Origin of the sequence: Actinomadura sp. 6N118 (assembly GCF_044326415.1) — a bacterium.
Taxonomy (GTDB): Bacteria; Actinomycetota; Actinomycetes; order Streptosporangiales; family Streptosporangiaceae; genus Spirillospora.
Map to the genome: position 1 here is coordinate 138780 of NZ_JBIRAZ010000014.1, position 15937 is coordinate 154716.

General features: G+C 67.7%; 18 protein-coding genes. 4 read left to right on the forward strand and 14 right to left on the reverse strand.

The window, feature by feature from the left end; all coding sequences use genetic code 11:
- Genes ACH34W_RS32990 through ACH34W_RS33010 form a run of 5 tightly spaced genes read right to left on the reverse strand, consistent with a single transcriptional unit; the run spans position 1 to position 4167 of the window.
- The gene (locus tag ACH34W_RS32990) at positions 1-1863 is read right to left on the reverse strand and encodes an NADH-quinone oxidoreductase subunit L (protein ID WP_395965057.1); all 1863 of its coding nucleotides are present in this window, start codon (positions 1861-1863) and stop codon (positions 1-3) included.
- Entirely contained in the window at positions 1860-2165 is a 306-nt protein-coding gene (gene nuoK, locus ACH34W_RS32995; protein WP_151562878.1) for an NADH-quinone oxidoreductase subunit NuoK, read from the reverse strand. Before nuoK ends, ACH34W_RS32990 begins: the two co-directional genes overlap by 4 nt.
- Positions 2162-2719, reverse strand: coding sequence for an NADH-quinone oxidoreductase subunit J (locus ACH34W_RS33000; RefSeq protein WP_395965058.1), 558 nt, complete (start codon positions 2717-2719; stop codon positions 2162-2164). The genes nuoK and ACH34W_RS33000 overlap by 4 nt, the downstream gene beginning before the upstream one ends.
- A 1-nt stretch (position 2720) precedes the next feature.
- On the reverse strand, positions 2721-3653 hold the full coding sequence (locus ACH34W_RS33005; protein ID WP_395965059.1) for an NADH-quinone oxidoreductase subunit H: 933 nt from the start codon (positions 3651-3653) through the stop codon (positions 2721-2723).
- Complete coding sequence (locus tag ACH34W_RS33010; RefSeq protein WP_395965060.1) at positions 3646-4167, reverse strand: hypothetical protein; 522 nt, start codon at positions 4165-4167, stop codon at positions 3646-3648. Before ACH34W_RS33010 ends, ACH34W_RS33005 begins: the two co-directional genes overlap by 8 nt.
- 27 nt (positions 4168-4194) lie before the next feature.
- On the opposite strand from ACH34W_RS33010, the gene ACH34W_RS33015 reads away from it, so the two are divergent.
- Complete coding sequence (locus ACH34W_RS33015) at positions 4195-4935, forward strand: hypothetical protein (RefSeq protein WP_395965061.1); 741 nt, start codon at positions 4195-4197, stop codon at positions 4933-4935.
- Here the strand turns inward: ACH34W_RS33015 and ACH34W_RS33020 are convergent.
- The 7 genes from ACH34W_RS33020 to ACH34W_RS33050 form a co-directional block, all read right to left on the reverse strand.
- A complete protein-coding gene (locus ACH34W_RS33020; protein ID WP_395965062.1) occupies positions 4899-5249 on the reverse strand; it encodes an NADH-quinone oxidoreductase subunit A in 351 nt (116 codons plus the stop codon). The two genes, ACH34W_RS33015 and ACH34W_RS33020, sit on opposite strands and share 37 nt — an antisense overlap.
- Positions 5250-5337: 88 nt before the next feature.
- Positions 5338-5805, reverse strand: a complete 468-nt coding sequence (locus ACH34W_RS33025; protein WP_395965063.1) for a hypothetical protein — start codon at positions 5803-5805, stop codon at positions 5338-5340.
- 212 nt (positions 5806-6017) lie between these two features.
- Complete coding sequence (locus ACH34W_RS33030) at positions 6018-6521, reverse strand: YbaK/EbsC family protein (protein ID WP_395965064.1); 504 nt, start codon at positions 6519-6521, stop codon at positions 6018-6020.
- Complete coding sequence (locus ACH34W_RS33035) at positions 6511-6813, reverse strand: ArsR/SmtB family transcription factor (RefSeq protein WP_395965065.1); 303 nt, start codon at positions 6811-6813, stop codon at positions 6511-6513. Before ACH34W_RS33035 ends, ACH34W_RS33030 begins: the two co-directional genes overlap by 11 nt.
- 232 nt (positions 6814-7045) lie before the next feature.
- The gene (locus ACH34W_RS33040; protein ID WP_395965066.1) at positions 7046-7546 is read right to left on the reverse strand and encodes a peptidoglycan-binding protein; all 501 of its coding nucleotides are present in this window, start codon (positions 7544-7546) and stop codon (positions 7046-7048) included.
- A 586-nt stretch (positions 7547-8132) separates the two neighbouring features.
- The gene (locus ACH34W_RS33045) at positions 8133-9872 is read right to left on the reverse strand and encodes a PA domain-containing protein (protein ID WP_395965067.1); all 1740 of its coding nucleotides are present in this window, start codon (positions 9870-9872) and stop codon (positions 8133-8135) included.
- Between the two features lie 1081 nt (positions 9873-10953).
- Complete coding sequence (locus ACH34W_RS33050) at positions 10954-12201, reverse strand: MFS transporter (protein WP_395965068.1); 1248 nt, start codon at positions 12199-12201, stop codon at positions 10954-10956.
- A gap of 64 nt (positions 12202-12265) precedes the next feature.
- Here ACH34W_RS33050 and ACH34W_RS33055 point away from each other — a divergent pair, with 64 nt between their 5' ends.
- Positions 12266-12829 (forward strand): CGNR zinc finger domain-containing protein, encoded by a 564-nt coding sequence (locus tag ACH34W_RS33055; protein WP_395965069.1) that lies wholly within the window; start codon positions 12266-12268, stop codon positions 12827-12829.
- Between the two features lie 156 nt (positions 12830-12985).
- On the opposite strand, the gene ACH34W_RS33060 is transcribed toward ACH34W_RS33055, so the two are convergent.
- Positions 12986-13525, reverse strand: coding sequence for a TetR/AcrR family transcriptional regulator (locus tag ACH34W_RS33060; RefSeq protein ID WP_395965182.1), 540 nt, complete (start codon positions 13523-13525; stop codon positions 12986-12988).
- A 32-nt stretch (positions 13526-13557) separates the two neighbouring features.
- Here ACH34W_RS33060 and ACH34W_RS33065 point away from each other — a divergent pair, with 32 nt between their 5' ends.
- Positions 13558-13722 carry a hypothetical protein gene (locus ACH34W_RS33065; protein ID WP_395965070.1) on the forward strand — a complete coding sequence of 55 codons (165 nt, stop codon included), beginning with the start codon at positions 13558-13560 and terminating at the stop codon, positions 13720-13722.
- Entirely contained in the window at positions 13719-14252 is a 534-nt protein-coding gene (locus ACH34W_RS33070) for a hypothetical protein (RefSeq protein WP_395965071.1), read from the forward strand. The genes ACH34W_RS33065 and ACH34W_RS33070 overlap by 4 nt, the downstream gene beginning before the upstream one ends.
- A 20-nt stretch (positions 14253-14272) precedes the next feature.
- Here the strand turns inward: ACH34W_RS33070 and ACH34W_RS33075 are convergent, their stop codons facing one another.
- Complete coding sequence (locus ACH34W_RS33075) at positions 14273-15844, reverse strand: MFS transporter (protein ID WP_395965072.1); 1572 nt, start codon at positions 15842-15844, stop codon at positions 14273-14275.
- Between the last annotated feature and the right edge of the window lie 93 nt (positions 15845-15937).

Here is a 15937-nt window from a genome sequence, read left to right on the forward strand (position 1 = left end):
TCACCTCACCAGCACCAGGATCAACGCGAGGGCGGCGAACAGCGCTGCCGCCTGCGCGTAGTAGGCGTGCAGTTGTCCGGTCTGCGGCCGCCGGGCCAAGCGGCCCAGCCAACGGAAGCCACCGGCGACGCCGCTCACGACCGCGTCGATCGGGTGTTCCAGTCGCAGGTCCGCCAGCCGTGCCACCTTGTGGACGGCCTCGGCGGCGACGTCCACTCCCCTGTCCACGACCCGGTCGTCGAAGCGGGCGAGCGCGTGTGCGAGCGCGAAGGTCGGGCGAACGAGCAGCACATGGGCCGCGCGTTCCAATCCCAGCCAGCCCGCCAACGCGGCCTGGACCGGGATTGGCAACCGCGCACCACGACGGACGACGGCGATCGTGCCGCATACCGCTGCCAACGCGAGCACGGCCGACAGAACCAACTGCCAGCCGGCAGGCTCGGTCGCCGGAGAACCGATCAGTTCGGCGAACTCGTCGGCGACCGCCGGGATCGCATAGACGCCTAGCACGGCGGAGATCACGGCCAGCACCGGGATTGGGCCGGCTCGCCATCCACCCACCGCGTCCGGAGTCTCCTCGGAGTCGCGCGAGATCTCCCCACCATCGCGCGGGCGCTGCCAGATGATCGCGATCGCCTTGGCCGAGTAGAGCGCGCCCAGCAGCGCAGCCACGAGCGCTACCACGTACAAAGCGGAGCTTTCCGCCCAGGCCGCCGTCAGCACGGCATCCTTGGTCGCCCACAGGGAAAGCGGCGCCAACCCGGCGAGCGTCAGCCCTCCTGCGGTGAAGGCGGCACCTACGCGGGGCAGGCGGTGGCCGGCTCCCCGCAGCCTTTCCAGATCCTTGGTCCCGAGTGTGGCGAGCCAGACGCCGGCGACCAGGAACAGCAGGCTCTTGGTGGCGGCGTGGCCGACGAGGTGCGCGACGCCTCCGCCGACCCCGGCCGCCCCTGCGGCGAGGACCATGAACCCGATCTGGGCGCAGGTCGAAGCCGCCAGCAGCTGCTTGAGATCGGGTTGCGCGATGGCGACCGCGCCCAGCACCAGGGCGGTCACGGCCCCGGCCCAGGCGACGAGCGGGCCTGCCCAGTCAGTGGCGGCGAGCAACGGCTGAAGCCGCAGGAGGAGGTACGCGCCCGCCGCGACCATGGTCGCCGAGTGCAGCAATGCCGATACCGGGCTGGGACCCTCCATCGCCCGCGACAACCAGAAGGAGAACGGGAGCTGGGCCGACTTGCCGAGAGCGGCGACGACGACACCGGCGGCGATCACCTGTCGCCAGCCGCTGCTCGCCTGGGGAAGCTGGTCGAGCACCAGGGTGCCGGCACCGGCGAGCGCGGCTCCGGCGGCAATGTAGAGCCCCAGGTCGCCGGCGCGAGTGGTGAGGAACGCGGTGGTGGCGGCGTCCACCCGTCGTGGTTCCCGCCACCAGAAGCCGATGAGCGCGTACGAGGTGGCGCCCATGACCTCCCAGGCCATCAGCAGCAGCGGCAAGGTCGTGGCCGTGACGGTCACCAGCATCGAACCGGCGAACAGCAACATCAGCCCGAAAAAGCGCGCCCGCGCCTCGTCCGGCCCGAACTCTCCGACGGAGTAGACCAGCACCGCGAACGTCACCGCCGTGACCGTCACCACCATGACCGCCGAGAGACCGTCGACGGCCAGTCCGCCCGGGGCGCCCGCGATGAACGGAACCATCGCGGATGGCCGTACGAACGCTGCGGCGATCGCAAGGCCCAGCGACAGCGCGGCCGCGCTCACGCCGGCGGCCGGAGCGGCCCGGTCGCCGCGCCGTCCGGCCGACACCAGGACGGCGCCCGTGACCAGCGGCACGGCGGGCAACAGCCAGACCAGGGCACTCATCCCTTGAGGTCCTCGGCGTCATCGGTGACGTCGACGTCACGGGCCCGGAAGATGGCGGTCGTGGCGGCGAAGCCCATCGCCATCTCCAGCGCCATGACGGTGACCGCGACGAGGACGACCAGCTGCCCGTCAGCGGTGGCCGGGGCGACGAAGTACCAGAACGCGCCGCCCGCCACGAGCACCCCGTTCACCATCAGCTCCAGGCCCATCATGATCATGACGATGGACTGCTGGGTCAGCGCCCCGTAGAGGCCGACCGCGAAGAGCGCCGCGGCGAGGATCAGAAAGGCGTCGAGTGTCACCGGCGGCCTCCCGGGATCGGGTCGTCGGGCCGCCGTCGCTCGAGGCGGTCGCCGTACCGGTCGTACCGCCCCCGGTCGGTCGCCAGCACCACGCTGGCGATCATCGTGGCCAGGATGGCGACCCCGATCACGATCATCAGCAACATCTGCGGACCCATGATCGCCTCACCGACCTGCATGGTCGGGTCCATCGGCCGCGCGCCCCTTCGTTCCGGCCACGGGGTGAGGAGAATCCCGGCGACGAGCGCGGCAAAGGTCACCACCGCGATCACCGCCGCCGCCCGCTGGTTGTGGACCATCGTCATCGGCATGAGCCCGGCCGGATTCATCATGTACATGACCATGAAGACCGCCATGACGACCATCTCCATGGTCATCATCAGCACGATCACCATGCCGAGATAGCCCAGCCCCAGCAACAGCAGCTCGCCCGCCGCGAAGAGGAAGGACGCCAGCAGCAGGAACGTCGCCCGCGCCATCGAGTCGACGCGGAAAACCCCGATGCCGGTCACCACCGCGCCCACGGCCAAGATCCAGAACCCCACGTCGCTCATGTCAACTCCGCACCACCACGACGATGCCGACGACGAGAGCCTGCAGCAGGATCGCGGGGATCAGCACCATCCAGGCGACCTCCATGAACCGATCCATCCGTACGGTGGGCAGCCGCCAGCGCACCCACACCAGCACGCCGATCACGGCCGAGGTCTTGAGCAGCATCCACAGCCAGCCCGGCAGCAGAGGCCCCGCTCCCCCGCCCAGGAACAGCGGCACCGCGAACGCCGCCGTGACCGCGAGCAGCGCGTACCTGCCCGCGAGGAAGACCAGCCGGTCGACACCCGCCAGCTCGCTCACCGCACCGCCCGCCACGTCGTCATCGACAGGCTGCCCGAGCGGCCCCCAGAACGCCATGGCGAGCACCGACAGCAAGTAGATGGCGAACGCCACGGGCATCCACACCACGAACCACAACTCTGACTGGGCCGCAACGATGTCCCCGACACGCAACGACCCGGCACCCAAGGCCGCCGTGATGAGCGCGAACATGTGCGGCAGCTCGTACGCCAAGCCCTGCGCGATGATGCGGTAGCCGCCGACCAGCCCGAAGGTCGCGTTGGAGCCCCAGCCGATGAGCCACAGGGCCGCCCAGACCAGGACCTCCATCGCGTTGAACCAGACCACGCCGATGTCGAGATCCGCGAGAGGTCGCACATCGACCGGGACCACGAGGGCCGCGAGCACGGCGGCCAGAACGATCCCGCCCGTGCCGATCAGCCGCAGAACGGAGTCCGAGGCCGGCACGACGCTGCGCTGCTGGACCAGGAGCCGGGCGGTCTCGCGAACGGGATCGAACATCGCGGCCACCGGACGTGCGTGGCCCATCGCGGCAGCGCCCATGACCGAGTCCAGCATGGCGGTGGCGAGCGCCAGCACGCCCACCGCCACCAAAAGCCCCGCGACAGCCCAGAATCCGATGTCCTCACCCACGAGCGGTCTCCTGGGCGGTGGCTCTCTTGGAGAGCGCGTCGAGATCGGGGTCCAGGCTCGCCACCATGAGCCGTGCCCCGGCCAGCTCCGCACCGTTCACCAGCGAGGGCAACACTGACAGCAGGCCCTCGCTCGGTGCCTTTCCCCCGTCCACGAGACCGCGCGGTCCTTCCGCTGCGTCCGCGGGCGTGCCCGGCTCGCCGGACTCCAGGTCGGCGAGCGCCTCAGCGGTCTCCGCCAGCCAGATCTGCCAGCGCGCCGTGACATCGCCCCCTGCCGTGGCATCGTCCCGTGAGGTGGCCGCGCGCAACGCCGGGCCGGTGATGCCGTGCGCCGTGGCGGCCTCAGCGTCGATCACACCCAGTCCGTCGGTCATCGCCCGCAACAACCGCGAACGGCCCGTCCGGCGAGCGAACCTCGCGAACCTCGGACCGATCACCGCGCGCTCGGCCCCGGCCAGCAGATCGTCTCGCAGGACACGAGAGGACCAAGCGGCGCCCTCCCACCCGGCCACGCCCAGCAACCGACCGAGGCTGTCGAGATGAGCCGCGGCTCTGTGCCGGGCAAGTTCTCCGCGGGTGACCCGTTCGCCTTCTCGAACGCGCTGCCACGGCTCATCCCAGAAAGCGGTGGCACCGGCATGTCGCGTGTAGAACTCGGCCTGCACGTCTTGGATGACATCGCCCTGCAAGGCAACCCGGAGGACCAGGCCCGCCGGCCAGTCGCCGAGCACCGGTCCCAACGCGACGTTCAGGCGGTCCAGCTTGAGCCCGTCGCGGTCCGGAGCACGATCGGCCATCGCCAGGCCACCGGGCATCGCCATCTCCCCGTGATGGTGATGGTCGTGCCCGCCGCTGCTCTGGGACTCCTCGTGGCCATGCCGAGCTTCGGCTTCCGGTGTGGGCTGCGCCAGTCGGCGGGCAGTGGCCTGGGCACGCTGGTCATCGCGATGGGCGAGCGATTCCGCCGCTTCCTCCAAAAGCCCCGCCATCTCGTCCCGAAGACGCACGTCGATGCGTACTCGCGGCGCGGGGATCTGCTCCCACACGCGCCGCGTAGCCGCCTCAAGCTCCTCAACCGGCTCTCCGCAGACAACAAGGAGATTCGCCTGGGCTGGAGTGAGGGCAGGCCGCCAGCCGCGCCGCCGGATCTCCCGTTCCCCGGCCAAGCGCACAGCGGTGTGTCCGGGCACCGGCACGACCAGCGGCCACGGCCGCTGGGCCGCCAGCCGGAACAACGCCTCGCTCAGACCCACCGGAAGGCCCCCTCCCGCCAGGCGTAGACCACGCCCACGAGCAGGAGCCCGAGGAAGATGAACATCTCCACCACAGCCGTGGCCCCCATGTCCGCGACGACCAGCGTCCACGGGTACATGAAGATCATTTCCATGTCGAAGGCCAGGAAGACCATGGTGATCGTGTACCAGCGCACGTGGAACCGGCTGACCGCGTGCTCGGCCGGCGGCTCCCCGCTCAGGAACGGGCCGCCCTCCAGCGGGGATCTCGCCACCGCGGCCAGCGCGCCCAGCGCGTAGACCGCCGCGACCAGCGCCACGACGAGCAGCGCCACGACGAGAGCGGCCTGATAGCCGTTCATGGTCCGGCACCACCCGGATGGATCTCCGACACGCTGTAGGTACTACCCGGATTCGGTGAGGTGATCCACACCTGTTTCGGATCCCTGTTCAGAGCACTTGGACCTTGATGAATCCGGCAAGCAGCACGGTGAAGCCGCCGATCTCGCCCAGGATCAGCGCGCCCATGAAGATGCCGGTGCCGCGGACGGGGTGGCGCAGCTGATTGTCGGTGTCCTGTCGGTGACCGTGGTAGACGTACGTGGCGATCGCGGCCACGAAGAACACGATCACTACGGCTGCCGCGGCCATGTCTACCAGCATCGGCCATGCGCTGAGCTGGACGAAGACCGCGACCAGAAGTGTTGCGAACGAGTAGAGCAGCGCCGCGCGATGTGCCGTGTCGACGTAGGGATGGGCCGTGTGCCCTGGCGAGGTCATCATCTGCCGGTACTTCCACACGCCCAACACCAACGCCACCAGGAAGATCAGCCCGGCCATCAGAAGTACGACTGTGGTGTCCATGGGCACACTGTCGTTGTTCCAGCCGGTCTCGGCGCCCACGACGAGCTCACCCACAAGGTCTCTCTTTCTCGCCGCACCGGCAGCGCGCAGCCTGCTTCGGCTGAGTGGCCACTGCCCGCTGTCGAATGGTTGCACATCAAGTCGAACAGTGCCGTTCGACTTATGAAGTCAACCATACCTTCGGGTGCCGTTAACGCACACGGCAGGCACCACGTAGTTCAGTTGCGCGGTGAGTCCAGGCTGCAGGGAGGCGTTCACAGTGCTCTTCAGTGGATGGCCGTCGGGGTGGGCGAGGTAATGGACGCGACGCGCGGGCCCGCAATGCGGATGTAGTCGTCGGTGGCCAGGGCGATCGAACGGTCCAGCCGGGCGGCGTTGAAGAACAGCTCGGGAACCTTCAGCAGCGCAGGATCGGCGATGACCTCCAAGCTGGGGTGGTAGCTGAAGGGCAGCACGGTGCCACTGAGGCTGCCGGCCAGCTCCTCGGCCCTCTCCCTGCCCGCGAAGGAGGCGTAGGTGCCCTCCAGCAGCGCCTTGACCGCCTGCAGGTCCAGCCGGGCGTCGCCGGGCACCACCGCCAGCACATACCGGGTCACCTTCTTGCCGATCTTGACCATCACGACCAGGCACTTGGCCGCGTGCGCGACATCATGCCCGCGCAGCGCGCTGACCAGCTCGGTACGCCCCTCCGGGGAATGATCGATCAACCGGTAACGCGCCCCGGCCGCGTCCAGATCTTTGATCAGACGCTCGTACAGCTCACCACTCACCGCTCAACAGCTCCTTGACCTCGGCGATCCGGCTCTCATCGCGCTGGTAGAACACCCACTGCTTGATCTTCTTGCCGCGTACCAGCCCGGCCCGGCTCAGCACCTTCAGATGCTCACCACAGGTCGGCTGGCTCACCCCCAGCTTCTGGGCGATGAACAGCGAGCAGACCCCGTCGCGGACCAGGTCACCGTCACGCTGCGGCGCGAAGTGCCGCTCGGGATCGCGCAGCCACTCCAGGATCAGCAGCCGCTTGTCGCTGGCCAGCGCCTTCACCAGCTCTACCTCAAGCATGTAGGCATTATGGCAATTAGCTAATTGCCTGTCTAGCCATCGTGCGGCCGGTACACCGGGCCGCCATCGCGGGCGGGGCTGCCGACTAGCACATACACCCAGCTCAGAGGCACCGGCACGACCATCCGCGCTACGCCGACCCACCAACGCGATCTTTCACGGCTGCTCCGGGCGCGGGGCAGACCGAGGCCCGCCACCGTCGGGTGGCGGGCCTCTTGGTCGGGCACCTTTCTCAGCCGGGAGGCAAGCAGCCGATGAAGGTATTGCCGTTGTATCTCGCCCAGGAGAGCACGGCGCGTGTTTGGGGCCCATAGATGCCGTCGGCCGTGATGCCGTTGGCAGCTTGAATCCAGAGGATGACATCACGAGTCACCGACCCGTAGTCACCGTCGACCACGACCTGCCTGGCGTTGTTGCAGTGGTAGAGCCATTGCTGCAACGCGACGACACCCCAGTTGTTGTAGTCCCCGAGTTGGAGCTTGCAGTCGATCGTGCCGGACGCGCCAACTGAGGGGAACCTGACGGATCCCCCCGCCGGTGACCTGAAGTGAGTACAGGTCGGCAGGTCCGCGGCCCTGAGGTTGTTGCCCTTGGAACCCATCGAGTCCAGCATCTTCTTGCGGTCGTCAGCCGGGCCGGTGTTCGCGGACGCCGGGGCCGGAAGCGCCGCCGTGACAGTGGCGGCAGCGGCGATGGCCATGACGGTCTGCGCGACGCGCATCGTTCTGCGCATGAGCCTTCCTCCTGATCTTGCATGGCACTGGCGGCTGACCGGAGGGATTCCGGGTGCGCCAGGACGCACCTCCTTCTTGCCAGCAAAGAGTGGCACCGTCTTGAACAAATGCGCAGTAACCAGGAATCAGCCAAGATGAAGACCTCACCTGGCCACCGCGGCGAACACACTCCGCAGATCTTCTGGTCGATGTAGGCGTATCAGCCGAGGGCCGTCCCCTGCTTGTAGGTGACCGTGGCGCCGTTCGCCGCCTTGTCGATGTGCTCGCGGGCGACCTCGTAACGGGTGCCGAGGTAGCGGAACGTGGCCGGGTCGAGCACGATGCTCTGGCGCCCCCGCGTGGACGACGATCTCCCTGGTTGGTGCAGGTGAGCTTGGGTTCGGGCTGGTAGACCGTGTGGAATGGTGAAGCTGCTGATCTTTTGCTTGATCCCCAGCGACCGAGCCTGCTCGGTGCTCACCTGACCAGAGCCACTCGGATGGTGAGCCTGCGGGCACCGTCAGCAACTACATACTATTTAAGGTAGTAGATAAGGCGGAGTCCCGTGCCACGCCGGAGGGCGCGGCACGGGACTCGGTCGATGGATCAGCGGCCTGGCCGGAAGATGTAGAGGCCGAAGTCCCGGTCGCTGGCCAGGACGTACTGCTTGCCTCGGATGTTGTGGACCTCCACGCCCCAGAAGTTGTTGCCGCCCTTGTCGATGAAGGCGCCGACTTCCTTGAGGCCCTTGTCGCCGTACTTCAGGATCCGGAAGCCGCCCGCGTAGTAGCTGACGTACACCAGCCTGCGGTCCGGGTTCGGATCGACGGCGACCTCGTGCACGGACAGGTCGCCGAAGCCGGTCGCGTACTTCGGATCTTGGGACTCGGGGATGGCGAAGGTATCGGTCTGCTCGATGGAGCCGGGCGGCGCACCGGCGTCACCACGGATCTTGGTCTTGAAGAGCCGGATGTAGCCCCATCCGTCGAAGATCGCCTCGATGGTGGCCGAGGCCGACGCCGCGCCTGCGGCCGGTGTCGCGGTGTCGCAGGAGTTCTCGGCGGTCACTCCCGGTACCTGAAGGAGCCTGAGCCCGGTGAGACGGTCGACGAAGACGAACGGAAGGTCACCTTCGACCAGCATGTTGACCAGGCCCTGGCAGCTGGGCACGGCTGGCTGGGAGTTGAACACGATCCCCGCCGAGTAGCCGGCGGCCTTGATGGTGTCGAATTTCACCTGGAAGTTGCACCCGCCGCGTTCGATCAGGGCCACGCCGCTGCCGGCGGGAAGCGCCGCGCAGGCGGTGCCGACGAACGCCGGGGTACCGGTGATGCTGGTGTCAGCGTCGACCGGCGGGGTGTCGGAGGCCGACACCGCGGTGAAGCCGGTCCCCTGGTACGGACCGGAGGTGATCGTCGCCGTCACGCGGTAGGGGTTGAAGTCCTCGTCGGTACCGATCAGGAATGTGTTGTCAGGCGACAGCTCCGACTGGTGGCCGTTGCCCTCCGGCGAGATCTTGTGCCCGCGCAGGAGCCGCTGCTCGTCCAGCTGCGCGTAGTCCGACTCAGCGATCAGCTTGACGTTGTCGGGCCGCGGGTCGGTCACGTCCAGCAGCACGTAGCCGCCGTCCCAGTAGTTGACGTTCATCACGTATCGCTCGCCGATCCGCTTCACCACCATGTCGTGGGAGAAGCTGGAGGTGAGGTTCGGCGGCGAGTCCTGGGACACGTTGAACGGCGCGGCGTTGAGGTCGAGCGTGTCATTGACCAGGACCGGGTTCGCCGGGTCGGTGATGTCCAGGATGTCAAGGTCGGTGGTCTCCTCGTCATCCACCAGCACCACGTAGGTACGCCCGTCGAACGTGTTGGTCCAGGCGAACGCGCTGTGGGTCTGGTTGGCCTGGTCGTCGTCTGCGCCCTCGGGGTCGGTGTAGTCGCCCGCGTGCTTGACCAGGAGTTCAGGCTTGGTGGCGTCGCTGACGTCCCAGATGTTGATGCCGCCCCGCGTCCTCGGCTCGGTCGGGGCGGGCGCGCCGGGGCAGGTCTCGTTCTGGTGGATGAACAGGACCCCGTCGAAGTTCTTGTTCTTCACCCGGAGTGTCTGGGAGCCCTCGCCCGCGTAGTTGTTCGGGGTGGTCTCCATGAACGCACTGGTCACCTCGTACGGCTTGGAGGGATTGGCGATGTTCATGACATGCGCCCCTGCGCGTTCGCACGTGGGTTCCCGGAACGCGGTCAGGAAGGCATGGTCGCCGTAGGCCGACACGTCTGCGACCCGGCCCTGGTTCCCGGTACCGGCCGGGTTGGTGACCTTGGCCTTGCCGATGAGATCGACCCCGCGGCTCACCGGCGGCAGGTGTCCGCCCGTACCGCCGTGCTGATCACCGTGGACGACCCCCTCCCCCGGGAAGAGCTCCCGATTGGCGCCTCCATGGTCGGGATGGGCACTGGCGACGGGTCCAATCCAAAACGTCGCCGATATCGCAGCGAGTGACAAAAGGGCACGTTTGACCATCCAGGCCTCCAGGTTTGAAATGCCCCGATTGTGAGCTAGAGACTGGCCCCTTGGACATGAATTGTCCAGATCTTGCCCCGCCCTCCATCCTTACTGACCAGCCTTGGCCATACAGGAGACCGGGACATGGACGCGGTACCGACAACGCAAGAGATGCTTTTCCGTTGTGTTACATCGGAAAAGCCGAAGTATCATGATATGGCCAGGTCAACGATGCCACAAGACGCTGAACAGCACAGGTCCAACGGAACCGACGATGGGCAAAGACATCCCTTGGCGCGCAGTTCTCCACGCGAGCTGAGATTCATCATCAGGCGTCAGCTGAAGCCTGTTCACGCAGTCGAAGCGCGCGCTTTTATACCTCCCAACTCACCCAGGCGAATAAGACGTCCGTGCACGGCCAAGGCCTTGAATTGGTAGTCCGCCAACAGCAGAAGCTCGTTGACTTAGAGGGCCAGCGTCATTCCTGCGGCGGAGACCCGGGTCCTGCTGGGCCACGGCGGGCCTCAACGCGGCTCAGCCTCGTGGCACCTCCTGAGTCTGGGGATTCAGGTGGTGCCGGGTCCGGGCCTTCAGCGGCCTCCCGTGGTCGTTGGTCACCCTGAAGACGTCCAAACCCCGGTTGCCTGCGGCGCCGCGGCGATTCAGGCCACCCGCAGCCAGCAGGCGCACACCCCGTCGCATGGGCCTCCCCTCGTCCTTGGCTGCAGCCCTCTCCCTCAGGGCGAACGATCCTCCGACGTTATGTCGGAGACACCGCGCTGTCGATAGACGCCAGTTGTCCATTCCGGCACCAGAGAGGGAAGACCCCGCCAGAGCGTCCACCCGTACTGCAGGCCGCTACACATCCTGGAAGCCGCTGTCCAAGGCGCGGACGGGGCGTAACCGCGACAACCCTGGGCGGTAGGAGACCTCAATGGGTCGGCTCGCGTTCCTCTGTGGCCGTGGACATCGGCGAGGAACTCGTCGTGGGTGGGTGTGGTCGCAAGGCCGCAGCCAGGACCGCAGCGAGTAGGGCGGATGCGGCTGCGGCGGCGAAGGCCGGGGTTCCATCGGCGCCTGGTTTGGTGAGCTGGCCTGCGACGGCGGTGCCCAGGCTGTAGCCGGTCCACATGAACGTGTTGAGCCAGGCGAACACCTCGGTGCGGTACGACGCGGGGGCGTGCTCGGCGAGCAGGACAGGGTGCATGGCGTCGCGGGCCCCGGTCACCAGGCCCGTCACCACGATCAGTCCGGCCAGCAGCAGGAAGCCTGGGGCGAATGCACCGGCGAGCAGGCTGGCTGCGTCGGCGACCGACAGCGTGATCAGCCAAAGTCTGACGTTGCGCGCGCGGCTGTGTGCTCCGAAGGCCAGCGTTCCGGCGAGTGCGCCGACTGAGAGCAGGCCCATCAGTACGCCTGCCGACGCCGCAGCGCCGAACGCCTCGGATGAGGCGACCGTGCCGATGCGCAGGCAGCCGAAGGAGAAGGTGCCCAAGCTCGCGAGTGTCAGAAGGAGAAGCGTCGGGCGGTGAGTGAGCGGTCCGGCGATGCGCTTGAAGCGTGATTCGACTGGCACCTGCGAGCTGGAAGGGGGCGGTGCACGGCGTATCGGCTTGAAGGCCAGCAGCAACGCCGCACCGAGCAGGAGTGCTGCCCCGGACACCGCCACAACGCCGAAGGCAGGCAGCACCAGCAGCAGAAGTGGCACCAGCAGCGGGCCGGCGATGAACATCAGCTCGTTGACGGCGTTGTCCACCGCGTACGCGGCCGGCAGGGAGTTTGCGGGCACAATCTGTGGCCAGGCGCCCCTGATGATGGCGGAGACAGGTGGCGTGGTGGCACCGAGAAGCACCGCTGCGCCGACCACCACCGTCGGCGGAGCCTGCTGGACGGAGAGGAGCAGGGCGTAGGCGATGGCGTGACCTGGCAGGTACCACGCCAGCGCCCGCCTGCCGCCGAGCCGGTCGGCCATCCGCCCGCCGAGCGGCGCGCACACCGCGAGCGCCAAGGCGTGGCCGGTGAGTACGAGACCAGCGGTGGCGTACGAGCCGAACCGGTCCAGGACCGCCAGGAGGAGCGCGAGACTCAGAGCCGGAGTGCTCAGCTTCGCCACCGTCCCGGCGACGAGCAAAGAGGGGACACCGCGATGGTGCACCAAGCGGCGATAGGTCCGGAACACCTCACCTCCGTTACCCTCTAAAACGATTACGCCTATAACACACACGCGAGGTGTTACTAGTCAAGTGGAGATAGCCTGTAACGTGACCCGCCAGGCGCCGCTCATCGCCCGGCTGGTGAACCTGGCCACCGCCAAATGGCAAGGCGGGGCAAGAACCGGCCCGCTCGACGGCGAGGCCCTGACGTCGGCCTACGCCGAGAACCTCAGCGAAAGCCACAGCGCCGCCCTGCTGGACACTCCGGACGCCGGGCGGGGCCTGGCCGTCCTGGCCGCCGAACTACGGGAGGCGCTACTGGCCGACAACCCAGCGGCCAAGGCCCTGCACATCAACACCCTGATCCGCAAATACAGCGCACAGCCGTATCTCGTTGAGGACGTCGGCCAGCCCTTCCACCTGCACTTCCACGGCCAAGGCGGAACCGAGATCGACGCCCTCGGCGGCGAGTTCGCCGCCGCCCTCGCCCTGATCATGGACGGCTACGGCCCGGAACGCTTCGGCGAATGCCAAGCGCACCAATGCGAGGCCGTCTACATCGACCTGACCCGCAACGGCTCACGCCGCTACTGCAGCGCCGCCTGCACCGCCCGCGCCAAGACCGCCGCCTACCGCAGCCGCCGACAACGATGACCCAGGCCTCCGGCCACAGGGGGCAGAGCGCACCGTTTTCCAGGCGACGCTGCCGCCCCTCGCCCAGGGCACGAGCACGGCGCCAAGATCCCCCTTGCGACACGCACAAGACAAACTGCCTGCACGCCGTCACCAAGACCGCCTTCGCGCATGGTGTCAGGACTGGGATGCGGGGCGCATTGCGGTGATGGTGAGAGCAACGAGCCGCTGGACGGCAGCCTTGGACTTCGAGTTGCCTGCGGCTTGCAGAGCGTGGAGGCAGTACGTGGCCAGTTCGTCGGCGGCTATGTCGTCTCGCAAGTGGCCCGCTTGGGCAGCCTTGGTGATGAGGTCTCGGACCATGCTTTGGAGCTGAAGCTGAGCCTTGGCCGAATGTTCCGGCTCGTCACGGTGGAGCAGCGCGACAAGCTCGGGGCCGTAGTGCTCATGACTTCGGGCACGTTCCTGATGGATGTGGGCGTAGACCTCAAGGACCACCTGAAGTCGCTGTGCGGGGTCTCCGGCCTTGTCACGCGCTTGCGCGAGCTGGTCGAGGTGCATGCCCATCTGGCGCCCGTGCCAGGCGAGCAGGATCGACTCGACGTCGGGGAAGTACTTGTACAGCGTCGCCCGGCCGATGCCGGACTCCTTGGCGACCTGCGACATCGTCACCCCGAGCAACCCATGCTGGGCCACCAATGCGGCCGTGGCGTCCAGGCGAACGGTTGGCCGCGGGTGTGCCGCGGTGGTTGAAGGTCTCGCTGATCATCATTGCCGTGCTGGTAGTGGTGATCGTGGCCGCCATGCTCCTCGCCGGCGGCGAGCACGGGCCGGGCCGACACGGCTCTGACCAGAAACAGGAACTGCAGGACGGCCAAGGTGGTCACGAGGTTCCTGCCGGCACCCACGGATGAGCACCATGTCGCCGGGGCTGCGCAGGCTCGCGCTCACCACTCACGTCACAGCATCGGTCGGGTGGCTCGGTGCGGTCGTGGTCGCGCTGAGCCTGTCTGTTGTCACGATGACCAGCCAGGACATCGGGCTGGCACGGGCCGCCGCCCGGTCTTTGGAGATGGTCGGCTGGGCAGCCCTGATCCCCTTCAGCGTCGCGTCCTTGATCACCGGGCTGGTGCAGTCCCTGGGCAGCAGGTGGGGCCTGTTCCGGCACTACTGGGTGCTGGTCAAGCTGGTGATGAACGTCTTCGCCACGACCGTCTTGCTCCTCTACATGCAGACGTTGTCCCACCTTTCGGAAGTGGCGGCGCGACCGACGCTGACCAGCGACGACCTCGCCATCCTTCAGAGCCCGTCCCCTGCGGTGCACGGCACCGGCGCGCTCGTGTTGTTGCTCCTTGCCGTGGTGGTGTCGGTGTACAAGCCACCCGGAATGACGCCCTACGGCGCCCGCAAGCACCTGGAGCGGCGCAGCACCGCCCGACGCTGAGGTCCGGCCCCCACGTTGGTTCAGGCACGGGTATCGGTCTTCTGGGGCTGCCGAGTCTCAGGAGATGCCTGGCTGGGCAGCGCCAGGACTGCGATGACTCCGCCGACGATGACCACGGCGACTCCGACCAGCATGGCGTTGTTCATCCCGGTGCTGAACGCCGCCTTGGCGACGTCGGCCAGCGCGGCTCCCTCCCCGCCTCCGAGCTGCTTGGCGATCTGGAGGGCGGCGGTGAGCGAGTCGCGCGCCGCCTCGCCGATGTCGGGCGGCAGCTTCGCGGTCGCGTCGCCGACGTCGCCGCGGTAAGTGGAGTTGAAGACGCTGCCGAGGATCGCGATACCGAGGACCGCACCGAGTTCGCGGGTGATGTCGTTCAAGGCTGAGGCGACACCTTGCTTGGCCGCGGGCAGAGCCGCGACGATCGCGTCGGTCGCGGGTGTGGCGGCGTAGGCGACGCCGGCGCCGATCAGCAGGCCTCCTGCCAGTACGGGCCAGGAAGCCGATCCCTGGTCGAGCAGAGACAGCAGGGCCAGACCGCCCGCCATCGCGGCCATGCCCAGGCCGATGACGAGGCGGAACCCGAAACGCTGGGCCAGCATCGGCGCCGTGGGCGAGAAGACGATGGCGCCGATGGCGAGGGGCAGCAGGGCCAGCCCGGCCTCGAACGGCGAATAGCCCTTGATCTCCTGGAGGAACTGCAACAGCAGGAACAGCACACCGAAGGCACCCAGCGACTCGGTCATGATGGCCACAGAGCCTCCGGAGACACCGCGGATCCGGAAGACACGCAGGTCCAGCATGGGTGTCCGGCTGCGAAGCTCCCAGTAGGCGAAAGCGGCCAGGGTGACGACCGCCACCGCGAACCCGCCCACGATCAGCCCGTCAGACCAGCCGCGCTCCGGGCCCTCGACGATGGAGAAGACAAGCGAGGCGATCCCGACGACGGAGAAGATGGTCCCGGGTATGTCGAGCGGGGTGGCGTAGGGGTCGCGCGACTTGGGGGTCACCGCCGCGGCGGCCAGCAGGGCGACCAGGCCCAGGAGGGCGTTGAAGACGAACACCGAACGCCAGGAGAAGCCCTCGAGCAGCGCGCCCGCGACCATGACGCCCAGGAGCCCGCCGCCCGCGAAGACACCGGACCAGATGCCCACGGCCCGGCCGCGTTCCCCGGGCGGGAAGACGCTGGTGATGACCGACAACGTCATCGGCATGACCAGCGCCGCACCGGCTCCGGCCACGGCGCGAAGGGCGATAACCGTACCGACGTCGTCGGCCCACAGGACCGCGCCTGAAGCCCCAATGAAGATCACCAGTCCGGCCAGCAGCACCCCCTTGCGTCCGTAGCGATCCCCCAGTGCCCCACCGGGCAGCAGGAGACCGGCGAAGACGATGCCGTACGCATTCATCACCCACTGCAGCTCCGCTTCGCTGGCGCGCAGGTCCTGGGCGATGCCAGGGAGCGCGATGACTAGCGAGACGAGCATGCCGACCACCGCGCCGAGCGCCACGCACATGACCGTGAGGATCAGCTGGCGCCGGCCGGGGCTCACCTCGACCTGGGCTGCCTGGGTGTCGTGTTCTGCGATCGTCATGAGAAACCAGCTCGATTCAGTCGATCGTTTTAAACGACTGTTTGAGCGTACCCACGCTCGGCGATAATATTCAAGCGCTCGTTTTAAACTAGG

Coding starts and splice junctions, on each gene's coding strand:
- ACH34W_RS32990 (WP_395965057.1), bottom strand. CDS start 1,863: ATGAGTGCCCTGGTCTGGCTGTTGCCCGCCGTGCCGCTGGTCACGGGC.
- ACH34W_RS33000 (WP_395965058.1), bottom strand. CDS start 2,719: ATGAGCGACGTGGGGTTCTGGATCTTGGCCGTGGGCGCGGTGGTGACC.
- ACH34W_RS33015 (WP_395965061.1), top strand. CDS start 4,195: ATGAGCCGCGGCTCTGTGCCGGGCAAGTTCTCCGCGGGTGACCCGTTC.
- ACH34W_RS33020 (WP_395965062.1), bottom strand. CDS start 5,249: ATGAACGGCTATCAGGCCGCTCTCGTCGTGGCGCTGCTCGTCGTGGCG.
- ACH34W_RS33035 (WP_395965065.1), bottom strand. CDS start 6,813: ATGCTTGAGGTAGAGCTGGTGAAGGCGCTGGCCAGCGACAAGCGGCTG.
- ACH34W_RS33040 (WP_395965066.1), bottom strand. CDS start 7,546: ATGCGCAGAACGATGCGCGTCGCGCAGACCGTCATGGCCATCGCCGCT.
- ACH34W_RS33070 (WP_395965071.1), top strand. CDS start 13,719: ATGAGCACCATGTCGCCGGGGCTGCGCAGGCTCGCGCTCACCACTCAC.
- ACH34W_RS33075 (WP_395965072.1), bottom strand. CDS start 15,844: ATGACGATCGCAGAACACGACACCCAGGCAGCCCAGGTCGAGGTGAGC.